Origin of the sequence: Pseudomonas sp. C 49-2 (assembly GCF_003970195.1) — a bacterium.
GTDB classification, from domain to species: Bacteria; Pseudomonadota; Gammaproteobacteria; order Pseudomonadales; family Pseudomonadaceae; genus Aquipseudomonas; species Aquipseudomonas canadensis.
Map to the genome: position 1 here is coordinate 121,186 of NZ_RXYG01000006.1, position 16,053 is coordinate 137,238.

Genomic DNA, 16,053 nt, shown 5'->3' on the forward strand with positions numbered 1-16,053 from the left:
TTGCTCTCCTTTACGCCTTGAATGTCCAGCACTTAACTGTCGTCGGCCGGGGTTGTGAACATGGGTTTCGGGTGTTGAAGGCAGCACGTACAGCGCTGTGCACCGCCTTGTTGCTGTCCAGAAACTTGCGGGAACGGGACTCTTTGAGCAGATCGCGCAACGTGGCCACGTCGGCTAACTTCTGTTTGTGTTCGGCGGCGCGCTCGCAGAATTCGTTGAGGTTGATAGCAATCACAGTGGGGTCGCTGCTGTGGTCGACCACCGGGTCTTCGCTCAAGGATTCGAGGTAGTCGTAGACCTCCCAAAACTCGGCTACGGCCGAATGGTCGGAACTGATCGAGGCCTGGCGCTCGATGGCCATCCGCACGATCTGACGCTGTGTGGCAGCGACCTGGGGATCGCTCAATTTCAGCACCAGACGCAGGCAATCCAACAGCGAGAGCAGTTGTGCGTGGTTCTTGCTGATGCGCTCGACACGGAGGTAACCGCGCAAGTCATAGCCGCAGCTGCTGCAGTTGCCCTGGTCGGTGGCGTAGGCGGTACCGCAAGCAAAGCAATGGGTATGCAGGCGGCGCAGCTTCGCTTCGTGTTCGGGCATACGCTGGGCGAACAACTCAAGCACCGCGGACTCTTTGCCCACCGCCCGCAATAGGAAGTGGCTGAGGGTGCCGCCATCCAGTGCGTTCAATTGATCAGCTGCCGCACGGCTCTGCGGCGTGACTGTTGGGCGCACAAAGTGCAGTTTCACAATGCGCGTCATGATCGCTTCGTGAGCGACCACAGCCGCGTTCTGGCTGATTGCTATCGTTCCCCGGAATGGTGGCTCGTATGTCTCGTTACCGGCAGTCTTGACGCCCTTCGTAGCCAGGGTGCCCCCGCCGAAGAAGTCTTTCAGCTCGTCCCATTCAAAGGTTTTAGCGTGCGCTCGATCATCGCTGTGGCGGTCGGCTTCCAGGAACACAACTGGCATACCAGAGACCTGGCCCATCAGGCGCGAGCGTCCGGCCTTGGTCGACTTCATGGGGTCGAAGCCCTCATAGCCTTCACGGCCGAGGAGTTTCCAAAGGAGGTTCAGCAGGGTGGTTTTACCGGCGCCGGCCTCACCGGTGGCCTCCAGGAACGGGAAGGACTGGTAACGGGCGCGGATCTGTTCGCAGAACAGCGAGCCGAAGAAGAACACCAGCGCGACGAAGCCCTGGGCGCCGAAACAGGTCCACAGCAGCTGCACCCACTTTTCATCAAAGCCCTTTGCTTCGCGCTGCAGCTTGATAGGGACGCCTTTCTGCAGGGTTTTCAGGCGCAGCTTACCGAACTCGAAATAGTCTTCGCTGTTGACCTTGTAAGTGGTGCCGTCCTTGATCGCGATGTCACCGTAGACGTAGCAGGCGTATTCCTTGCTGTAGCCAACGTAGTCGATGGTCGACACAGTTTTGATGCCGAACAGTTGGTCCTTCATGAGCTTGTCGAGCTGCTGGCCACTGCCGGTAAACATCGCACCTGCTGCCATGCCGAGCAGTCGCTTTTTGAATTCGCTCGCGGCTGACAGTTGGCCACTGGTAAAGGTGTTTTTCACGCTTTCGGAATCGTGCGGGAAGTCCACGCGCAGGTAGTACCAGGACTCGTCCGTTACTTCGTTGCGCTGGAAATAAAGGGCTTGCGGGTAGCAGTTGGCAATCTCCACAACACTGCCCGACTGCTGCAGCGCCTTTTCGCGCTGTTGTGCCTGGTTGAGTAACTGGTCGTCGTGATTCTCGCTGTCCTCGATGTCGGACATGGCCCGGTTGAATTTCTCCATGTCCAACTTGAACCAGTACAGGCGGTTGGCAAAGCCCAGGTGAAATTCCCCGCGCTTGTTCCAGTCGTACATCAGCAAGGCCTTTTCCGCTGCGCTCTCGGCCAGCAGCAGGGCGCCCTGGTGCCGGGCTTGCTTGAGGTCAGAAGCGATCTGTTCGGCGCGCTTGGCGTCGTCCTGGATGAAGTTCCAGCGCTGATGAAGATCGTTCCAGTCTGACTTGCGGCCGTCGCGTTGCGGGATCTGTGCAGACTCACAAACGAAACCCAGGGCGCGGGCTTCGCGCACCCAACGACGGGTGTAGGCGTTGGCGCTGGGCTCGTTATCAAGCGCCCAGACCAGCTTGGGCAACTTCCCGCCCTCGCGGGTCTTAATCAGTGCCTTGAGTGAGTCACCGGGGAACGCATTGGACGACATGGCCGATACGGCCGCGATGTCGTTGTGCACCAGGGCGATGGCGTCGAAGATGCCTTCAACAATCCAGATTTCCTTGGCTTCAAGAAGGTCGACGCAGGGCGGGCACCACCAGACGCCGCGATAGCTATCCTTGGATTTGAAGCGGGCTTTCATCTTGCCGAAGCGGTGTGGCTGATCGATCAGGCGTTCCCACCAACCGCCTTTTTCCAAGGCGAAGCGCACCGTTGCACTGCCGGCGTTGTGTTCAGCGGAGTAGAACGTTTCCTGGGTGAACCAGCCCTGGATCAGCTCAAACCGAAAGCCCCGGGCGAACTCCAGGTAGGCGCGTGCCGTTGCGTTGGGATGCTGGTCTGTTGCCGGCGCTCGCTTGCTCCAGTCTTCGAACAGATCGTCGTACAGCTCTTTCACGTGCAGGGTGTGGCCACACTTTTCGGGGCGACCACAAATCACCATCCATGGCGTATCAAAGCGGGAATACAGTTCTTTCTTTTTGCACTTCGGGCAGGTGCCGCCGCGCATGTAGTCGGTGCCTGTGCGGTGCTTGAGCCCAAAGTCGGCCTGAAGGCGTTGCAGCACGTCGTGACGAAGGTCTTCTTTCATGGGATTACTTCACTGCTTTGAGGCTGTGGGACAGGGCTGCCATGAGGCGTTTTTGCGCAGCCATGACCGGGATGTGGGCGAGAATCGCGCCGTGGCGCAGACCGGCCGCAACAAGGCGGAATTGGTCGGCGTACCAGTGTTCGTTGAGGCTCAAGCGATACTGTTCACGCAGGTTGGCCAGCAACGCTTCGGCCTCGGCTGGGGGCAGTTGTGTGGTGACAATTACGGCGTTTGTCATCGTTAAACCTCAATTTCGGGCGCAGCTCACCCAAACCCACAGGACGTGGGGCCGGCGATTGGTTGGGTTGGGTGTTACGAGTTCGCGGAGCGTTGGCGGTGTGCCAGGTCCAACAACTCACTGTGGGCAAGGTCGGTCAGTTTGGTTGCTACCGGTTCGGCCACGTCGAGGTTCTCAACCAAATGAAAGATTGCTCGTTTGCGTAGCGTCGACAGATCGCCCAGGTGTTCGGCTTGATGGCGCTCAAGAAACGCCAGGGCAGCGTTCTGCATGCACTGCTTGTAGTCCAGGGTATTGGTTTGAGTGTTCATTGGCCTTTCCCTGACTTGGCGCGGTAGAGATCGATGGCGGCATGAATTTCGGCAGTACGTGCAGCTATGTGCAAGACGTGCGCGTTCAGGATCAATTCGGCCTCGTCTTCGGTGATCACTCCGTCCTCGATAGCCTGAGCGATAACCTGGTCGACCGTGCCCTGTTTGGCCGACGTCTGCACTGCCCGTGCATACATCTCAACGTTGTCTAGGTTTTCCGGTTGGATGACCGGCACGAACATGCCGCCGTACATGGCCGCTACGTAGTTGGCCAGGTGCTGGGTGCCTGTGACTTGTTCCAGCTGATAGATCTGAAAGTCTGTCAGCGGACGGCAGTTATTGTTCTCGTAAGCGTGGTTATCAAACTTCTTGAGAGGTAGGCCGATGCGAGCGGCGGCGCGTTCGCGGCCACCTTCAAAGGTGCAAATAATTGCACTGACGACTTCACGCCGTGTTTTTAGAACCTGACTTTTCATCTTCTGCTGTTCCCTCAGTGCACCGGCCATTACTGTTCAATCACGCCGTCTTTGATTCCGAGTAATACGGCCGCGCGATGAGCTTCCCCACGACGGCATTGGCTTTGCCCACTCAGGACCGCATAGACGGTGCTGGGGTTGAGTTGATGTTGGGCAGCGAAGTCTTTGGCTGACTGGCCGCGTTTTTCTAATGCTTCCCGTGCTTGATGACGGGCTTGCTCGGTAACGCTGGTGTTCGGCATAGTGCAGATCCGTGCAATTTCATGTGGTGTGAGATGCACAATGATGCACTTAGGTGCACTTGTAAATAGTAAGGATGAAAAAAAGTGCATCTTTCGGAAGATATCGGTTCTCGGCTGCAAGAAGAACGGAAGCGATGCGGCATGACACAGAACCAGGTCGCGGAAGCACTTGGGATTGCAAAGCGAACACAGGCGAACTACGAGGCAGGATCTAGCGATGCTACGGCGTCCTATCTGAGTAAGGTGGCGGTCCAGTTCGAATTCGATGTGCCCTACATCCTCACCGGGCGGCGTAGCACGCTGGCCCTTGATTCGCTGAATGAGATTGAGGACAGAATTGTTCAGCAATATCGCAGTATCCCGGCAGATGATCAGAGGGCGATTCGACGCTTTATCCAGGCCATGGCTGACGATGCTGTCAAAGGAGTGAGCTGAGCCCACTGTTCCTGTCTTACCACCGGCTTGCCCCCATATCTCTGTTTCAGCAATGGATTTTATGGAGTGGTAAGCATGTTGGATCGCACAAACGCCGATGCCGGTTACGTTGAAATAGCTGCATCCGCGCGGTATGAGCTTTCGCACATTGAACGTCGCCTGATTGGTTTCTATCGCCAGTTGAGCTTGCATGATCAGGAGCAATTGCGCCGGCTGACCGAAGCGCTGATAAGCAATCCGGACCAATCCGACGAAGATTGATTCCTGAGCCGCCGGCATGCAGTTGTCGGCGGTTTGCATCATGCGACTGCCTGCGATCCGAGCTTTTCGAATAGCTCCCGCTGCTGGGCCCTGGGCATGTCTCGTAGACGATCAATCAGCAGCCTGTCGAACGTCTGTGCTGACGGGCTGAGTGTGTGGGAAAAGGTGAGATTTGCGACCCAGCTGTGCCCACACTTTGCGTCAAGGCACTGGCAATAGAGCTTCGCGAAGTCGGTAGATAGCACCTCACGCGACGCAATCCTGCCTTTGTGCCCGCATTTACAAGTAACTCTCATATTCCCTCCCCAGGGTGCAGCTATTTGCCACTATGGTCGCATGTGGTGCAGGATATTTCTCTATCTTTGATCGATCAGATAACGCTTTCCCCTGTGTTATCTATCTTTTTCCAGTTGATGTGCCTGTCGCGTCGAAGGCTGTCATTCAACTGATTGAACAGCTGACAGATCGGTCTGATCTCGTTGCTGGTATACACGCGATCGATCTTCTCGATATCGCCAAATCCGCCGTTATTCTCCGGAATGATGCCCGCCAGCGCGGGGTTCATGCGCCAGGCAGCGATCACATCATTGCGGGTAATGTTCTTCACCTTCTCCAGCTCGTCCTTGGCCTGAAAGTCGCCCACGGGGATGATCTGGATCGCATTCTCCTTGCCGTTGGGGATGTTGACGAACATCGAACGGAAGTTGCCCACGCCTTTGCTGGCGCTGATCTGGGCGCGCAGGTTCTCTTCGTCTTCCTCGGTCAGGTCCGGGTCGTTGGTGTAGAAGATGTAACCCGCGTGCGCACCGTTGCTGTAATAGCGCCGGCGGAAGAGGGTCGCGGCTTCGTTGAGCAACAGCGCCTGCAGGCCGCCCAGGTAGTCGGGCACTCCGTAGATGTTCTGTTCAACGTCGTAGTCCAGGACGTGTTCAATTTCGTCCTGGTCGAAGTCCATGAATTTGCTGTCTGGCAGCAGCATCCTGAAACCGCCGTCGACTCTCACCCGCATGTTGATCGCCGGCAGGTGCTGCATCTCCAGCACCTCGCCGAAGGCATTGGTGTCGCGATAGAAATACGCCTCGCCGAACACCATGTAATCCAGGCTCGCCCGTCCCATGGTCTGTGTGCTGCAGCCCTCGGAAGGGATGAACTCACGCAACAGCAGGTTTCGTTTGAACTTGGGAATGGCGCCGTGGTGCGCGTTGGCGCGCAACAACTTGGCCAGGCCCGCCCGCGATACCGGCGGTTTGTAGATTTCGCCGTCGTCGCTGAGAAATACCCCCAGATACTCGCCGATGTTGCCGGACAGCACCTGTTCGGGCTCCCCGAACGTGAACGCCCGCATTGGCTGCTGCTGTCGTACCTGCTGACTGGCTTGGGGCTTTCTGCGTTGTGGTTTGGGCATTGTTTCCGCTCGTGACATAGCGGCTACGGCGCCGCTTGTTGGTATTCAGGGGTTCGTTGGCCAGGGCGTGCATGACTGCCCAGGCGATATCGGCGTGACCGGTGGCGTCTGTGCGCGAAGCGCTGTAGGTGACCTGCCCGCTGTTGGTGGTGCCGCGCTTGATGGTCAGGAACGCCTGGGCGATGTCCGTCCAGCCGGCGTCCCACTCGATGCGGCTTCCTTGGATCGTGTCCTGGGCCTTGAGTACCAGGGTGTTTTTGGTCTCAAGGCTGTAGTGAATCGGCGTTGCCTTTGCGTAGAAGTCGCGCACCAGGTCGAACACGCCGTAACCCACGCCGGTGATATCGATCCCGATGTGCTGGACGTTGAAACGCTCCGTAAGCTTTTTGACCTGGGCGGCCTGATAGGTGAACGAATGCCCCCGCCAGCTGTGCTTCTCCAGGATGCGAAACTTTGCCCCGGGCTCCAGCGGCGGGGCGACCACCACGCACGTGGCGTCGTCGCGGGTGCGGCTGGGATCGTAGCCAAGCCACACCGGGCTGTTGCCGTAAGGGCGATCCAGTTCCGGGTTGTAGTCCTCCCACAACGACAGGTCGGAATAGCACCGCTCCAGATCCTTGAGGCCGAAGGCGCTCTGGCTGCTGTCGATAAATTTGCAGTAGAACAGCTGCTGGAATTTGTCTTCGTCGTACTCCAGCTGCAGTTGCTCAAGGTCGAACAGATCGCAGCCGCCGGCGATAGCGTCGTCGATGGTAATGGTCTTGCGCCATTGGCCATCGGGGCACAGCGCGCCCTGGGTGTAGGCCGCCTCGGTGGGCCAGGTGCCACCGGTCTTCTTGCCGCGTTTGCTGTTGCGGAATTCCTCTCCGGACCAGAACGGGTATGCCTGGTGCGACACGGCGCTGGGCGTAGAGAAGTAGGTTTTCCGCCACTTCTTGTGGGTGCCCATGGCGCTGGCCACGGTGCTGAGTTTTTCGAAGTCGCGGATCCAGAAATATTCGTCCACATACACATGGCCGTGGTAGCCCTGGGCGGTGCTGCTGTTGGTGCTGAGAAACCGCAGTTCGGCGCCGTTGCTGAGCGCGATCGGGTTGCCGGTCAGCTCGATGTCAAACCACTGCTTTGCAAACTGGATGATGTAGCTGCGGAAGATTTCCGACTGCGAGCGGCTGGCCGACAGGAACACCTGGTTGTCGCCCGTTAGCACCGCGTCCATGAACGCTTCGCCGGCGAAGTAGTACGTCAGGCCGACCTGGCGGCTTTTCAGAATGTTGCGGATCCGGCACGTCAGCGGGTTTTGTTTTGCTGCGAACAGCTCCTGCTGATACCGGTACATCTTGCTGATGAACTTATCCAGGAAGTCGACTTCGGTCAGCTCGCTGACGTCGTTCTTTACTTTCTTTTCGCGCTTCTTGCCGCCGCCATCGCCACGGCTGGAGCGCTCGCCGCGCTGCCCCGGGCGACGTTCCTGGGGCTCGCTGGCAGATTCCCCGATCGGCGCGGGCGTCGGCTTGACCGCCTGCTTTAACAGGCGCTCGCGAACAGTGGTCAGCCGGTCCAGTTCGTTCAGATCGTCCTTGGTCAGGCTGCTGGCTTTGTCCAGGAGGAGGGTGATTCGCCGGCCAACGGCGGTCAGCGGTTCTTCGTCCGACAGCATGTCCTCCCACCCCCCCTGGCGGATCCAGTAGTAGACGATGCGGATGTTGGGCAGGTTGAGCTGCGCCTGAATTTCCTTGGCCTTGCAGCGGCGCAGAAACAGGCGTTTGGCGGCTTCTTTAACTTCGGTCGAGTAGTACATGGGCCGCAGTCTATGCGGCGAAAACGCTTGAAACGCGGGGTTAAATTCCGCGTTTCTCCTATATCTCGAATATAGGAGAAACGCGCATTTGAACCGTTTGTTTAGGGCTTGGCGGCTCCCTATCTTGGCGGCTCATTCAACCGATTGAGCGCAGCTAACGCCCATGCCCCGTTCCCTTGTTTCGTACTGGAAACGTGTCGCCACCAGCGGCACCACCGCCGATGGTCGCGAGATCCTTCCCCAGGAACTGCGCGATATCGCTGAAACCTACAAGCCTTCGAAATACACGGCGGTGATCTGGTGCGATCACGAGCGTTGGAGCGGCTCCCACGGCACCGTCTTTGCCGTGCGTTTGGTGGAGGAGGGCGAAGACCTGGAGCCCGGGCAAATCGCTCTTGAGGCACAACTCAAGCCGAATGATCGCCTACTGCAGTTGAATGATCAGGGCCAAAAGCTCTTCTCCAGCATCGAGATCACCCCGAACTTCGCCGGCAGCGGAAAAGCCTACCTGACAGGTCTGGGCGTCACCGATGAGCCGGCCAGCCTGGGCACCCAGGAACTCTATTTTTCGAAGCAGACCCACAAAAACTCTTTCTATGCCGCGTCCGTGGAACTGGGCTCTTTTGAGGCTGAGCCACAGAGCGAGGTCGGCAAGCTTATCGGCTTGCTCGCTGGCTTGTTCAAGTGCTTTTCCACGGATGACGAGCCCGTCGAACCCACCACCCCAAACGAGAGCAAACCCCCAATGGATGAAGCTACAGCAACGGCCCTTAAAGCCCTGCTGGCTCAATTGCTGATTGTCGCTGCCGGCATTCAGGCTGTGATTGAGCCCGTCGCGGAAGACGCCCCAGAGCCCGAAGCCGCCCCAATCGACGACGTAGCAGCAGCTGTTGACGATATCGTCACCACTGCCGAAGACGACCGTGAATTCAGCCGTAAAGGCAGCGCCACCAACAAGGCATTGCTCGCCAGCATGGCGAAGTTGGAGCAGCAGTTTTCCGCACTGCAGAACACCTCGACCGGTCGCCAGTTGCCACGCAATCCAGGCCCGGTAAACACCCCACGACGCAAGGTGCTCTGACATGGCCCAGCCATTAAGCGCCCGTGGCGCCAAACAATATGCCGAGCTGCAGGCCGCAATCGCCGAAGCCTATGGTGTGGAACGATCCAGCCGCATGTTCAGTGTGGAACCGTCGATTGCTCAGGAGCTGAACGACGCGATCACCGCTAAGGCCGACTTCCTGGAGCGCATCAACGTCACTCCGGTCAGCGAGATCAAAGGTGAGAAGGTGTTCATCGGTGTGAACGGCCCGGTCACTGGCCGCACCAACACCAAGACAACCGATCGCGAAGCCAAGGACGCATCGGCGCTGGACAACACCCAATACGAACTGGCTGATACCCAGTCGGACGTTGGTCTTCCGTACGCCAAAATCGACGCCTGGGCGAAGTTTCCCGACTTCAAAGAGCGCTATTCCGCCGCCGTGCAGAAGCGTATCGCGCAAGATCGGATCGTTATCGGCTTCCATGGCACTCACGCTGCTGTTGATACTGATTTGGAGAAATTCCCCAAGCTGCAGGACGTGAACAAAGGCTGGCTGCAGCAACTTCGCGAGCAGGCCCCACAGCAGGTGCTCAAAGAGGGCAAGACTGCCGGTAAGGTCACGCTGGGCGCCGGTGGCGACTACGCCAACCTTGATGCCCTGGTGCATGACACCAAGCAGATGGTGGACGAGATCCTGCGCGAAGACGGCGACCTGGTCGCGATCATCGGCACCGATTTGCTCGCTGCTGATAAGGCCAAGTTGTACACCAAACAGGGCGACACCCCGACCGAAAAGGAGCGTATCGAAAACGCTCAGGTCATTGCGACCTATGGCGGCCTGCCGGCGTTCAGCGTGCCTAACTTTCCGGTCAACGCGGTGCTGGTCACCAGTTGGGACAACCTCTCGATTTACTACCAGGACACTAGCTGGCGTAAGCAGACGATCGAGAATCCGAAGCGCTCCCGCGTCGAGGACTACAACAGCCGCAACGAAGGCTACGTGATCGAGCAACTGGAAAAGATCGCGTTCACCGAAAACGTTGAGCTGGTGGTCGCGTGAGCCTGGCCCTGGCGCACAAGCGCCGCACCCTGGCCTTGGGCAGCACTGCAGTTGCGGCGCTCGCCGCTGCTGCAGGCATGGCCTATTCCCCGGCCGATGCTCTGAGCAGCCCGGCCAATGCCCGAAAGCATTTGCTGCTTCAGGAAGCGGCGTTGGACCAGGACCTGGCGCGAATCAGCGCTATCAACGGCCTGGCCGGACGCCAGGCGCTGAAGCGTGAAGAGCTGCTGCCCAAATACCAGGAATACGTCCAGCGCTACTGCGAATCGGGGCTGAACTTCCCCAACCGTGTTGCGGTGCAGGTTTTGGTCTGGCTGTTCGACACCGCCCAGTTCGAAGACGCCCTGGAGCTGGCCGACTTCCTGATGGAGCAGGGCCAGGAAATGCCGGAGCGCTTCAAGCGCCGGGACATCCAGACGTTTGTCGCTGACGCCGTGTGCGAGTGGGCCTATGCCGAATACAACGCCGGTCGCAGCCCAGAGCCCTACCTGTCGGACCTGCTGCCGCGTGTAGACAACGAGTGGAACCTGACGGAACAGATCCCAAGCAAGTACCACAAGTTGATCGGCATGCGCGCCATGGAGGCCGAGCAGTGGGAAACCGCGCTCAAGCACCTTGAGCGCTCCACCGAGCTGTACCCGAAAGCGGGCAACGAAACGCGCATCGTGAAATGCCGCAAGGCATTGGCAAAACAACAGGCCAGCACGGCTTCCGAATAACCGACTACCCCCCCCAGCGGGGACCTGTGGAAGTGAGCCGCCTATTTATGGACCGTCCCACTGAAAACAGGCTCCCCGCCCTATTTGAGCGCCCAGCGATGAGCTTTTCCGGGAAACCCACCACCTTTGTGGAACAGACAATCGAGAACGACGGCTTTTGGCCAGACCTCTCCCTGTCCGAATTCCAGAAGGAATACCGCCTGCCGGCGGAGTACCTGATAGAGCTGCTGGGCGGTGACATGACCATGGCCATGATCGAGGTCAATGGTGACCTGGCCAAGTGCAAGGCCCGGTGGCAGGCCTTCGGCATCAACAATGTTGAAGCCGCAGACACGGTGCTGCTGCAGGAACGTGCGTTCAAGGTGAAGTTGTACAAGCGCGCCGTGTATTGCCGCACCAAAGCCAATCTGCTGCCGCAGTTCGCCACGGTCACCCGTAGGGAAAGCGCTGAAAACACCGGCAAGGAAGCCCCGGAGCGGGCGGAAACGTTCTTGGCTTTCAGCCAGCAGGCCGTCCGGGCCCTGCAGGGCCGTGGCCGCATCACGGCGTCATTGCAATGATCCAGCTGCAGGCGCTGACCGCCTACCTCATGGCCCGCAACCTAGTGGCGCCTGAACAGTTCGACAGCTGGACCGAACAGGTCAATCTGGAACTGATCTGGAAGCCCGACCGCGACGGCCTGCACATGAGTGACATGCGCTATCGCGCCGTGTTCGCCCTGGAGCGCTTCACCGATCACCCGGCCAGGCTGATGGCCCTGGTGGGCAGTTGGCTGGAAACACACGATCCCGATCGGTACCGCCACGACCTGCCGGCGCCACTGTTTGCCGTTGAGCCGCTGGACCAGGACAGCTTCGACGTGGAGCTGTCCCTGGAATTCGTCGAGCCGCAATACCTGGCCGAGGATCCCGCCGGCGAGATCGAGGCGTTCAACAAGACCTGGGCCTTTGTGCCGTTCGATCTGTGGATTGCTGAGCACGGCGAGGTCGGCCATGGCTGACAGCCCGCTCGACCTCGATGTCAGGGGCTTGCTCAACGTCGACGCCCAGTTGGCGTTGCTTGATCTGTCGCCCCAGTTGCGCCGGCGGCTGCTTAACAACGTGACCAAGCGCGTGCGCTCGATGAGCCGCAAGCGGGTACGTGAACAAAAGAACCTGGACGGTAGCCCCTTCGCCGAGCGCAAGGGTTCTGCCAAGGGCAAAAAGAAGATGGAAGCCGGCCTGGCGAAGCTGCTGCAGGTCACCCGTGTCAGCTCCGATGAAGCCGAACTGGGCTGGAAAAACGCGCTCACCAGATGGGTCGCTTCCCAGCAGCACAACGGTGTCAGCGAGCGGCGTACCGCTACACAGATGAAGCGCTGGAACAAAGTCCCGCCGGGAATCGCCTGCACCGACAAACAAGCCAAGCGCTTACGCCGGCTGGGGTTTCGCACCCGGCAGAAGGGCAAAAAGACGCTGACCCGGCCGTCGGTTGCATGGATTCAAGAACACGTGAACTACGCCAAGGCCGGCTTGCTGATCCGCATTTTGAACGATGAAAAAACCGAGACATCGGGCGCACAAAGCTGGGACATCACCCTGCCAAAACGCCAGTTCCTCGGGGTAGAGACCGGGAGCGAAACCCGCGAGCTGGTTAACCAGGTCTTCCAACAAATCCTTAATTCACCCCGCTAACGAGGCACAGCATGGCACTTGGCAAAGTCAGCGTTAACAATCTCAATCTGGGCCAAGGCGCCGTGACTGAGATCGAGCGCTATTTCCTGTTCATTGGTCCCGGCACGAAAAACGCCGGCAAATTGGTCGCGCTCAATAACGACAGCGACCTGGACGCCACCCTGGGCCTACAGCCCAGCGACCTGAAAACCCAGATCACTGCAGCACGCTTGAACGGTGGCGATCGTTGGGCATGCCTGGCGGCGCCGATTGGCGCGGAAGGCGATTGGAAACCGGCGCTGGAAGCATCGCAACAGCAGGGTTTTTCCGTCGAGGCCGTGGTCATCACCAAACCCGTGGCCAAGGGCGAAGAGCTGGCAGCAATGCACGACGCCGCTGTGTCGCTGAGCAATGTCTACGGGCGCCGCGTGTTCGTCATGGCAGCGTCCGCCAGCCCGACGCCGCTGCAGACCTGGGACGAGTACCTGCTGGAACAGAAGGCGATCACCGCCGACCTGGCTGCCCCCCGTGTCTTGGTAGTGCCCCAGCTACATGGCAACGACCTGGGCGTATTGGCCGGTCGCTTGGCCAACGCCGCTGTGAGTGTTGCAGACAGTCCTATGCGTGTGGCCACCGGTGCCGTTCTCGGCCTCGGCAGCGTGCCGGCGGATAAGGAGGGTGTCCCTTTGCCGTCCTCGATCCGCGCCGAGTTGGACAAGGCCCGCTTTTCCGTCTCTCAGACCTACCCCGATTACCCGGGCGTGTACTGGGGCGACGGCAACATGTTGGACACCCCGGCCAGCGACTTCCAGGTCATTGAATACCTGCGCCTGGCCGACAAGGCGGCACGTCAGGTGCGTCCGTTGCTTATCCGCCGTGTTGGCGATCGCCGATTGAACAGCACACCCAACAGCATGGCCGTGAACATCAACGCGCTGATGGCGCCCCTGCGCCGTATGGCCAAGTCGGTGAAGTTCGCCGGCCAGGTGTTCCCGGGTGAAATCGAGTCACCGAAGGATGGCGACATCGTGCTGGTCTGGAAGAGCAAAACCGCCGTAGAGGCGTTCATCAAGCTCAAACCCCACAACTGCCCGAAAGACCTCACGGCGAACATCGCCCTTGACCTTTCCACCGACGATTCGGAGTAACCCCCCATGTCACGTATTGGCGGCAAGAACTTTGACGTGAACCTGGGCGACCTACGGGTCCACGTCGAAAGCTGCACCCTGGATATCACCGACAACAGCAAAACGGCGCAAACCCGGGGCGTGCCTGACGGCTACGTCGACGGCGATGTGGCAGCGGCGGGCGACCTGGAGCTGGATTCCACCAACTTCAATCTGCTGATCGAAGCGGCCCGCACTGCTGGCAGCTTTCGCAAGTTGGAAGCCTTCGACGCGGTGTTTTTTGCCAAGGCCGGCGACGACGAACTGCGCATTGAGGCCTTCGGTTGCAAGTTGAAGGTCTCCAGCCTGCTGAGCATCGATCCCAAGGGCGGCGAGAAGACCAAGCACAAGGTGCCGTTTGAGGTCACCAGCCCGGACTTTATCCGCATCAACGGCGTGCCCTACCTCGACGCAACCGAGATCGAGGGCCTGAGCTGATGACTTGCCTGTTCGACCGCGCTCAGGCCCTGGAACAGCGTCAACGAAAACAGGCTATCGACGCTCAGTTGCGTCTGGCCCGGGCGCAGTCGACAGGCCCCAGCTGTATCCACTGCCTGGACTGTGAGAACGAAATTCCGGAGGCGCGCCGGGCCCTCGGCGGGAAAACGCGCTGCACGCCATGCCAAACCACTTTCGAGAAAGGACGCCGCCGATGACCGATGGAACCACGCCCGACCTGGTGGCGAACTCCGCTCGCCTGGGGCGCCTTGAGCGAAAAATGGCAGTGGTCGAACACCGCGTGGGCCAGATGGAAACGGTCCCGACCCGTGTCACCAAGCTGGAACAGCAGTTTGAACACCTGGCTGGCCAACTCTCGGAACTCAATGAGGGCCAGCAGAAGCTGACCAGCGTTGTGTCCGGCCTCGGCACCAAAATTACCTGGGCGCTGGCCGTGGCCAGCACCTTGTGGGCCGTGCTGCAGATGATCGGCCCAACCTTGCTTCGCGTGGTGTTCCCATGAGCCTGCGCGGCAAGATCGCCGCCGGCGCCATTGCGCTCTGCAGCTCCACGCTGGTGGTGTTCCTGGGCACCTGGGAAGGCAACGGCCAGAACACCGTTTATGCCGACAAGCTCGCCCAGGGCCTGCCGACCGTGTGCAAAGGCATCACCCGCCACACCAGTCCTTATCCAGTGGTTGTTGGCGACTACTGGTCAGACGCGCGGTGCGCCGAGGTGGAGCAGCTGGTGATCAGCAAGGGCCAGTTGCAGTTGGCCGACTGCATCACCAACCAGGACGTGGGCCAGAACACTTTCGATGCGTTGAGCAGCCATAGCCACAACTTCGGCGTGCCCAGCACCTGCGTCAGTCGGGCCGTCGCGCTGATCAATGTCGGGCGCATCAAGGACGGATGCAACGCGCTGGCGTGGGCCGCTGACGGCAAAACTCCAGTGTGGGCCTACGTCACCACCGCCCCGGGGCAAAAGGAGTTTGTCCGGGGCCTGCACCGGCGCCGGTTGGCCGAAGCACAGCTGTGCAAGGCGGGTTTGTAATGCGCGAAGCCATTTTCCCCCTGGTGCTGTGCCTGGTGGCCTGGTTCGCCTTTGACCTGCTGGAAGGTCAGCGCGATATCGCCCGCAGCGAGCGCGATGCAGCGCTGTTCGAAGTCACCGGTCTGCGCGAAGCGGCTCGCATCACCGGCGAGCGGCTGGCTGAGCGTGACGCCATCGACCTTCAACGTACCCAGGAATTGAACCATGAACGCGCCCAAAACGACGGCCTGCGCCTCGCTGTTCGCGCTGGCCTTAAGCGGCTGCAGCTCAACGCCACCTGCAGCGCCCCCGCGACCGGTACCACCGGCGCCGGCGGCTTGGCTGATGGCGGATCCGCCGAACTCACAGAAGACGCTCGACAAGATTATTTCACCCTCAGAGATCAGCTCGCCCTCAGTCGGCAAATGATCCTGGGCCTACAGGACCACGTGCGCCGGGTTTGCTTGCGCTGACGTTTTCCCACTTTTAAACCCTGAACGGAACTACACCCATGACCGATAAACGCGAGATCACCCTGGAAGTCGGCGCCAAGGAATTCACCTTTGAGCTGACCCCACAGGACGTGACCAAGTACTTCAACGCCGTGACCCAGACCAACAAGGTCGCGCCGGCGAACAACTTGCTGGTGACCACCGTTAAGCAGGAAGAACGCGCCACCCTCAAACCGATGCTGGGCAACCCGGTATTCGTGATGCAACTGGCCGGCGCGCTGCTGGAGGAATACAGCCCCGACGTTGAAATCACCGTAAAAAAGCCCTCGACCACGCCGAACGACTGACCGAAAACGGCCTTGGCCAACTTGTGGCCCTGGCCGGTCGCTGGCTACCAGGTGCCGAGCCCACCGCCGAGGTGATGGGCACGGCCAAGTGGCTTGAGGACGAACACTGGCGGCGGATGGAAATCGCCATCGCCAACGGCATCGCCCACGCATTGAACGGATAAACA

Annotated in this window: 24 protein-coding genes; 16 read left to right on the plus strand and 8 right to left on the minus strand. The window is 59.6% G+C overall.

All coding sequences use genetic code 11. From position 1 onward, the window contains the following. Positions 1-10 precede the first annotated feature (10 nt). The 5 genes from EJ576_RS13760 to EJ576_RS13780 all read right to left on the minus strand — a co-directional run bounded on the left by EJ576_RS13760 (position 11) and on the right by EJ576_RS13780 (position 4,076). Positions 11-2,809, minus strand: coding sequence for a toprim domain-containing protein (locus tag EJ576_RS13760; protein ID WP_126570538.1), 2,799 nt, complete (start codon positions 2,807-2,809; stop codon positions 11-13). A gap of 4 nt (positions 2,810-2,813) precedes the next feature. Further along, positions 2,814-3,047 carry a hypothetical protein gene (locus tag EJ576_RS13765; RefSeq protein WP_099312178.1) on the minus strand — a complete coding sequence of 78 codons (234 nt, stop codon included), beginning with the start codon at positions 3,045-3,047 and terminating at the stop codon, positions 2,814-2,816. 74 nt (positions 3,048-3,121) lie between these two features. Then, positions 3,122-3,358, minus strand: coding sequence for a hypothetical protein (locus EJ576_RS13770; RefSeq protein WP_126570539.1), 237 nt, complete (start codon positions 3,356-3,358; stop codon positions 3,122-3,124). Then, on the minus strand, positions 3,355-3,834 hold the full coding sequence (locus EJ576_RS13775) for a YmfL family putative regulatory protein (RefSeq protein ID WP_305956018.1): 480 nt from the start codon (positions 3,832-3,834) through the stop codon (positions 3,355-3,357). The genes EJ576_RS13770 and EJ576_RS13775 overlap by 4 nt, the downstream gene beginning before the upstream one ends. Positions 3,835-3,863: 29 nt before the next feature. After that, on the minus strand, positions 3,864-4,076 hold the full coding sequence (locus tag EJ576_RS13780; protein ID WP_099312182.1) for a hypothetical protein: 213 nt from the start codon (positions 4,074-4,076) through the stop codon (positions 3,864-3,866). A gap of 141 nt (positions 4,077-4,217) precedes the next feature. Here EJ576_RS13780 and EJ576_RS13785 point away from each other — a divergent pair, with 141 nt between their 5' ends. Both EJ576_RS13785 and EJ576_RS13790 read left to right on the plus strand, forming a co-directional pair. Then, positions 4,218-4,511, plus strand: a complete 294-nt coding sequence (locus EJ576_RS13785) for a helix-turn-helix domain-containing protein (protein WP_256656610.1) — start codon at positions 4,218-4,220, stop codon at positions 4,509-4,511. Positions 4,512-4,586: 75 nt separating this feature from the next. Continuing rightward, the gene (locus EJ576_RS13790) at positions 4,587-4,772 is read left to right on the plus strand and encodes a hypothetical protein (protein ID WP_126570542.1); all 186 of its coding nucleotides are present in this window, start codon (positions 4,587-4,589) and stop codon (positions 4,770-4,772) included. A gap of 38 nt (positions 4,773-4,810) precedes the next feature. On the opposite strand, the gene EJ576_RS13795 is transcribed toward EJ576_RS13790, so the two are convergent. The 3 genes from EJ576_RS13795 to EJ576_RS13805 all read right to left on the minus strand — a co-directional run bounded on the left by EJ576_RS13795 (position 4,811) and on the right by EJ576_RS13805 (position 7,975). Beyond that, complete coding sequence (locus EJ576_RS13795; protein WP_043047335.1) at positions 4,811-5,068, minus strand: ogr/Delta-like zinc finger family protein; 258 nt, start codon at positions 5,066-5,068, stop codon at positions 4,811-4,813. Between the two features lie 74 nt (positions 5,069-5,142). After that, positions 5,143-5,985 carry a phage portal protein gene (locus EJ576_RS13800; RefSeq protein ID WP_256656611.1) on the minus strand — a complete coding sequence of 281 codons (843 nt, stop codon included), beginning with the start codon at positions 5,983-5,985 and terminating at the stop codon, positions 5,143-5,145. Continuing rightward, positions 5,924-7,975 carry a terminase large subunit domain-containing protein gene (locus tag EJ576_RS13805; protein ID WP_126570543.1) on the minus strand — a complete coding sequence of 684 codons (2,052 nt, stop codon included), beginning with the start codon at positions 7,973-7,975 and terminating at the stop codon, positions 5,924-5,926. Before EJ576_RS13805 ends, EJ576_RS13800 begins: the two co-directional genes overlap by 62 nt. Positions 7,976-8,138: 163 nt before the next feature. Between EJ576_RS13805 and EJ576_RS13810 the strand changes: the two genes are divergently transcribed. The 14 genes from EJ576_RS13810 (at position 8,139) to EJ576_RS29785 (ending at position 16,050) form a co-directional block, all read left to right on the plus strand. Next, positions 8,139-9,056, plus strand: a complete 918-nt coding sequence (locus EJ576_RS13810; RefSeq protein WP_126570544.1) for a GPO family capsid scaffolding protein — start codon at positions 8,139-8,141, stop codon at positions 9,054-9,056. Position 9,057: 1 nt separating this feature from the next. After that, positions 9,058-10,080 (plus strand): phage major capsid protein, P2 family, encoded by a 1,023-nt coding sequence (locus EJ576_RS13815; RefSeq protein WP_099312194.1) that lies wholly within the window; start codon positions 9,058-9,060, stop codon positions 10,078-10,080. After that, complete coding sequence (gene gpM / locus EJ576_RS13820) at positions 10,077-10,799, plus strand: phage terminase small subunit (protein WP_099312197.1); 723 nt, start codon at positions 10,077-10,079, stop codon at positions 10,797-10,799. Before EJ576_RS13815 ends, gpM begins: the two co-directional genes overlap by 4 nt. A gap of 98 nt (positions 10,800-10,897) precedes the next feature. Continuing rightward, a complete protein-coding gene (locus tag EJ576_RS13825; protein ID WP_126570545.1) occupies positions 10,898-11,359 on the plus strand; it encodes a head completion/stabilization protein in 462 nt (153 codons plus the stop codon). Further along, positions 11,356-11,799: a phage tail protein gene (locus EJ576_RS13830; protein ID WP_126570546.1), complete on the plus strand. Its 444-nt coding sequence runs from the start codon at positions 11,356-11,358 to the stop codon at positions 11,797-11,799. The genes EJ576_RS13825 and EJ576_RS13830 overlap by 4 nt, the downstream gene beginning before the upstream one ends. Continuing rightward, positions 11,792-12,472 (plus strand): virion morphogenesis protein, encoded by a 681-nt coding sequence (locus tag EJ576_RS13835; protein ID WP_126570547.1) that lies wholly within the window; start codon positions 11,792-11,794, stop codon positions 12,470-12,472. Before EJ576_RS13830 ends, EJ576_RS13835 begins: the two co-directional genes overlap by 8 nt. 11 nt (positions 12,473-12,483) lie before the next feature. After that, positions 12,484-13,599, plus strand: a complete 1,116-nt coding sequence (locus tag EJ576_RS13840) for a DUF2586 domain-containing protein (RefSeq protein WP_126570548.1) — start codon at positions 12,484-12,486, stop codon at positions 13,597-13,599. A 6-nt stretch (positions 13,600-13,605) separates the two neighbouring features. Next, positions 13,606-14,055 (plus strand): phage protein, encoded by a 450-nt coding sequence (locus tag EJ576_RS13845; RefSeq protein WP_126570549.1) that lies wholly within the window; start codon positions 13,606-13,608, stop codon positions 14,053-14,055. Next, positions 14,055-14,273, plus strand: a complete 219-nt coding sequence (locus EJ576_RS13850; protein WP_126570550.1) for a TraR/DksA C4-type zinc finger protein — start codon at positions 14,055-14,057, stop codon at positions 14,271-14,273. Before EJ576_RS13845 ends, EJ576_RS13850 begins: the two co-directional genes overlap by 1 nt. After that, positions 14,270-14,578: a hypothetical protein gene (locus EJ576_RS13855; protein ID WP_178083544.1), complete on the plus strand. Its 309-nt coding sequence runs from the start codon at positions 14,270-14,272 to the stop codon at positions 14,576-14,578. Before EJ576_RS13850 ends, EJ576_RS13855 begins: the two co-directional genes overlap by 4 nt. Beyond that, a complete protein-coding gene (locus tag EJ576_RS13860) occupies positions 14,575-15,108 on the plus strand; it encodes a lysozyme (RefSeq protein ID WP_126570551.1) in 534 nt (177 codons plus the stop codon). Before EJ576_RS13855 ends, EJ576_RS13860 begins: the two co-directional genes overlap by 4 nt. Continuing rightward, the gene (locus EJ576_RS13865; protein ID WP_126570552.1) at positions 15,108-15,560 is read left to right on the plus strand and encodes a lysis protein; all 453 of its coding nucleotides are present in this window, start codon (positions 15,108-15,110) and stop codon (positions 15,558-15,560) included. Before EJ576_RS13860 ends, EJ576_RS13865 begins: the two co-directional genes overlap by 1 nt. A 38-nt stretch (positions 15,561-15,598) precedes the next feature. After that, the gene (locus EJ576_RS13870) at positions 15,599-15,886 is read left to right on the plus strand and encodes a putative phage tail assembly chaperone (protein WP_126570553.1); all 288 of its coding nucleotides are present in this window, start codon (positions 15,599-15,601) and stop codon (positions 15,884-15,886) included. 23 nt (positions 15,887-15,909) lie between these two features. Beyond that, positions 15,910-16,050: a hypothetical protein gene (locus EJ576_RS29785; RefSeq protein WP_167356499.1), complete on the plus strand. Its 141-nt coding sequence runs from the start codon at positions 15,910-15,912 to the stop codon at positions 16,048-16,050. The last annotated feature ends 3 nt before the right edge of the window (positions 16,051-16,053 follow it).